The following is a 5,053-nucleotide window of genomic DNA, read 5'->3' on the forward strand; positions in this document are numbered from 1 at the left end:
ACGCGCTCCAGCGTCGGCGCACCCTCGACCTGGCGCAGGACACCGGTCAGCGACCAGTCCACGAACGGCGCCAGCGCCTCCTCGCACTCCGCGATGCGCTGCGCGAACACCGGCTCGCTGTCCAGGAGTTCGACGGTCATACCGGCCCACTGCGAACCCTGGCCGGGGAAGACGAAGACGACGGGGGAGGCGGTGCCGTTGCCGCGGACGAGGTTGGGGCTGTCCTGGCCCTCGGCGAGTGCCGTGAGGCCGGTGAGGAAGCCCTCGCGGTCCCCGCCGATCACGGCGGCGCGGTGCTCGAACACCGAACGCGTCGTCGCCAGCGAGAACGCCACGTCCACCGGACGCAGCTCGGCATCGGCTTCGACGTGCTCCAGCAGCCGGCGGGCCTGCCCCTTCAGGGCCTCCGGGGTCCGGCCGGACAGCAGCCACGGCAGAGCGGCAGGCTCCTCCGTCGGCCGGGCCGGGGCGCCGGCCGCCTCGTCCGGCGTCTCCTGTACGGGGGCCTGTTCGAGGATGACGTGGGCGTTGGTGCCGCTGACGCCGAAGGAGGACACGCCCGCGCGGCGCGGCTCGCCGGTCTCCGGCCAGGCCATGGCCTCGGTCAGCAGCTCGACCGCGCCCGCCGACCAGTCCACCTGCGGGGTGGGCTCGTCCACGTGCAGCGTCTTCGGGAGGAGACCGTGCTGCATTGCCATGACCATCTTGATGACGCCGCCGACACCCGCGGCGGCCTGGGTGTGGCCGATGTTCGACTTCAGCGAGCCGAGACGCAGCGGACGGCCCTCGGGACGGTCCTGGCCGTAGGCGGCGATGAGCGCCTGGGCCTCGATCGGGTCACCCAACTTGGTGCCGGTGCCGTGCGCCTCGACCGCGTCGACCTGGGCCGCCGTCAGGCCGGCGCTGTCGAGCGCCTGGCGGATCACGCGGCGCTGGGAAGGGCCGTTGGGGGCGGTGAGCCCGTTGCTGGCGCCGTCCTGGTTGACCGCGGTCCCCCGGACGATCGCGAGGACGGGGTGCCCGTTGCGCTCGGCGTCGGAGAGCCGCTCGACGAGCAGCATGCCGACACCCTCGCCCCAGCCGGTGCCGTCGGCCGCGGCGGCGAAGGACTTGCAGCGGCCGTCCGCCGACAGGCCGCGCTGGCGGCTGAACTCCACGAACACGCTCGGCGTCGACAGCACCGTGACGCCACCGGCGAGGGCGAGGTCGCACTCGCCGTTGCGCAGGGCCTGCACGGCGAGGTGCAGGGCCACCAGCGACGAGGAGCACGCGGTGTCGACCGTCACCGCCGGGCCCTCCAGCCCGAGGGTGTAGGCGATGCGGCCCGACGCGATGCTCGGGGCGCTGCCGTTGACGATGTAGCCCTCCAGCTCGTCGGGCGTCTCGTGCAGCCGGGGGCCGTAGTCGCTGTACATGACGCCGGCGAAGACCCCGGTCCGGCTGCCGCGCAGGGTGGCCGGGGCGATGCCGGCCCGCTCCACGGTCTCCCACGAGGTCTCCAGCAGGAGCCGGTGCTGGGGGTCGATCGTGAGCGCCTCGCGTCGGTTGATGCCGAAGAAGTCGGCGTCGAAGCGGTCGCTCTCGTGGAGGAAGCCGCCCTCGCGCACGTAGCTCCTGCCGGTGCGCTCGGGGTCCGGGTCGTACAGGTTGTCGAGGTCCCAGCCGCGGTTGCCGGGGAACGGCGAGACGGCGTCCCGGCCCTCCGCGACCAGCTGCCACAGCTCCTCGGGGGAGTTCACGCCGCCGGGGTAGCGGCAGCTCACGCCGACGATGGCGATCGGCTCGGGAGTCGCCGACTCCAACTGCTTGAGACGCTGCCGCGTCTCGGCGAGATCAGCCGTCACCCGCTTGAGGTATGCGCGCAGCTTGTCCTCAGTCAGCATTACTGCCGCCCCCTCGGTGATTCCCGGAAAACCCGTACTCGTACTGACATGGACATTTGTGAACGTTCATGGATGTTCATGGACATTCGTGGTGTGGAACTGCTGCGTGGACCGGTCCTCGGACCGGTGCCGCTAGAGCGCGTCGATGAAGTCGAAGAGCTCGTCGTCGGACACGTCCTCCAGGGACTCGGCCACCGACCGGTCCGTCTGACCCGCCTCGGGCGTCTCCTCGCCCGGCTCCTTGCCGTCGACCCTGGCGAGGAGGTCCTGGAGCCGCTTCCGGAGCTGCGCGCGGACCTCGTCGGAGGGCGGCGCGGTGGCCAGGGCGGACTCCAGCTCGTCGAGGTTCATCAGCGAGGGCCCGGTAGTGGCCAGCCCGGCGCGGACGAGCTCCTCCAGCACGTGGCCGGCCACGGCTGACGGCATGGGGTAGTCGAAGACGAGCGTCGCCGAGAGCCTCAGCCCGGTCGCGGTGTTGAGGCGGTTCCGCAGTTCGACGGCGGTCAGCGAGTCGAAGCCGATCTCCTTGAACGAGCGTTCCGCGTCGATGGCCGCTCCCGTGCCGTGGCCCAGAACGGCGGCCACGTGCGAGCAGACCAGCTCCACCAGGAGCTTCTCCTGCCCGGCCGCGCTGAGCCCGCTCAGGCGACGGCGCAGCAGCTCCGCGTCGTCGAGCGCGGCCGCACCGGCGGCGGCGTTGAGGGCCTGTCGGCGCCCCGGGCCGCGCACCAGCGTGCGCAGCAGGCCGGGCAGTGTGCCGGACGCACGTTGCTCCTGCAGGGCCGTGAGGTCCAGCTCCACCGGGTACACCGTGGCGGCGTCGGCGGCCAGCGCCGCGTCGAACAGCGCGAGCCCGGTGTTCGAGTCCATCGGCGCGAAGCCCAGCCGGGCGAGCCGGCTGACGTCCTGCGCGGCGAGGTTGGCGGTCATGCCGCTGCGTTCGGCCCAGAACCCCCAGGCGAGCGAGAGCGCCGGCAGGCCCAGGTCCCGCCGGTGGCGGGCGAGCGCGTCGAGGAACACGTTGGCGGCGGCGTAGTGGCCCTGCCCGCCGGTGCCGAAGGTGCCCGCGGCGCTGGAGAACAGGACGAACGCGGAGAGCCCCGGACCGTCGGTCAGCTCGTGCAGGTTGACCGCCGCGTCGACCTTCGAGGCCAGCACCCGGTCCACCTGGTCGGTGGTGAGGCTGGTGATCACCCCGTCGTCGACCACACCGGCGGCGTGGACGACAGCGGTCAGCGGGTGCTCGGCGGGGACCGCGGCGAGCAGCGCGGCCAGTGCCCGCCGGTCGGCGGTGTCGCAGGCGGCGAGCGTGACCGTGGCACCGAGGGCGGTCAGTTCCGCCCGGAGCTCCTGGGCGCCGTCCGCCGCGGGGCCGCTGCGGCTGGTGAGCAGCAGGTGCCGGACACCGTGCCGGACCACCAGGTGGCGGGCCAGCAGTCGGCCGAGCGTGCCCGTCGCGCCGGTGACCAGGACGGTTCCCGCCGGGTCCAGGGTGACGGCGCCGGCCGGGTCGACGGTGGCGCGGTCCAGGTGGGGCGCGTGGAGGGAGCCCTGACGGATGGCCAGCTCGGCGGCGCCGGTGGCGACCGCTGTGGCGACCGCCTTGTCCGAGGCGCTCTCGTCGTCCAGGTCCAGCAGGACGAACCGGCCCGGGTGCTCGGCCTGGGCGGAGCGGATCAGGCCCCACACCGGTGCGTTGACGACATCGCGCAGGTCCTCGTGCGGTCCGACACCGACGGCCCCGCGGGTCACGAACACCAGACGGGCGTCGGCGAACCGGTCGTCGGCCAGCCACGACTGCACCAGGGACAGCGTCCGGTGGGTGACCTGCCGCACGCCCTGGGCGACGAGGGCGCCGGCGTCCTCCCAGCCGGGTTCGCAGCCGTACTGGACCAGCACGACGTCCGGCAGCGCGGCCCCGCCGCGCAGGGCGGCTCCCAGGCCGGCGAGGTCCTCGTGGTAGGCCACCGGGGCCCCGCCGGAGGCCAGCGAGGCGCCGACCTTGAACTCGTCACCGGCCAGCACCGCGTACGTGCCGGCACCGGGCTCCGGGACCACCGGGCTCGGGACGACGCCCCAGCTCAGCCGGTACAGGGAGTCGGACCCGGGACCACCGTGGACCGGGCCGGGCCGCGCCACGGAGGCCTCCCGGAGCACCAGGCTGTCGATCGTCAGCACCGCCTGGCCGGAGGAGTCCGTCGCCAGCACGGAGACGCCCTGCTGCTCGGTCGGCGAGATCCGGACCCGCAGGGCCGTGGCCCCGGTTGCGGCGAGGCTGACACCGCGCCAGGAGAACGGCAGGCACGTGCCCCCCGAGCTCCGCAGGATCGTCGGGTGCAGCGCGGCGTCCAGCAGGGCCGGGTGAATGCCGAACCGACCCGCCTCCTCGTGCCGGCCGTCCGGCAGGACGACCTCGGCGAAGAGCTCCTCCTCGCGCTGCCAGGTCTCCTGCAGGCCGTGGAAGACGGGGCCGTACTCGAGTCCCGCCGCGTCGAGCGCGTGACGCAGCTCCGCGACGTCCAGCGGGGTGGCGCCGGGCGGCGGCCACTCGGCCAGGTCACCGGAGCGCGACGGCGCGGTCGGGGACACGGTGGCATCCGCGTGCAGCGTCCACGGACGGTCGGTGCCCCGGACGTCGGGCTGCGAGTGGATGCCGATCGTCCGCCGCCCGGCCCCGTCCGGCTCCCCGACGGCCAGGTGGATCCGGACCGCGCCGTCCTGCGGCAGGACGAGCGGGGCGTGGAGTGTCAGCTCCTCCAGCTCGACGCAGTCGGCCTGGTCACCGGCGTGGAGGGCGAGTTCGACGTAGGCGGTGCCGGGGAGGATGACGGTGCCGTTGACGGCGTGGTCGGCCAGCCACGGGTGGGTGGCGAGGGAGAGCCGGCCCGTGAGCGCGAAGCCGTCTGTGCCGGGGAGCTGCACGACCGCGCCGAGCAGCGGGTGTTCGGCGGAGACCAGCCCGGCCGAGCCGACATCGGCGCCGGAGCCGGACGGGGAGGTGTCGAGCCAGTACCGCTGGTGCTGCCAGGCGTAGGTGGGCAGCGGGGTGCGGGTTCCACCGGTGAAGAGGGTGGTGAGGGTGGTGGGGGTGCCGTGGGTGTGGAGGGTGGTGAGGGTGGTGAGGGCGGTGGTGGTCTGGGGGCGGTTGGCGCGCTGGAGGGCGACGGCGA

At 73.9% G+C, this 5,053-nt stretch carries 2 protein-coding genes; both read right to left on the reverse strand.

What is annotated here, in order from left to right:
* Positions 1-1,880 (reverse strand): type I polyketide synthase (locus tag ACGF12_RS37790; protein WP_393040949.1); only part of this gene is annotated, 1,880 nt, incomplete at its 3' end.
* A 135-nt stretch (positions 1,881-2,015) separates the two neighbouring features.
* On the reverse strand, positions 2,016-5,053 hold a 3,038-nt coding region (locus ACGF12_RS37795; RefSeq protein ID WP_393040952.1), incomplete at its 5' end, for an SDR family NAD(P)-dependent oxidoreductase.

This window comes from Kitasatospora sp. NPDC048296 (assembly GCF_043201815.1).
In the GTDB taxonomy this organism is placed as follows: domain Bacteria; phylum Actinomycetota; class Actinomycetes; order Streptomycetales; family Streptomycetaceae; genus Kitasatospora.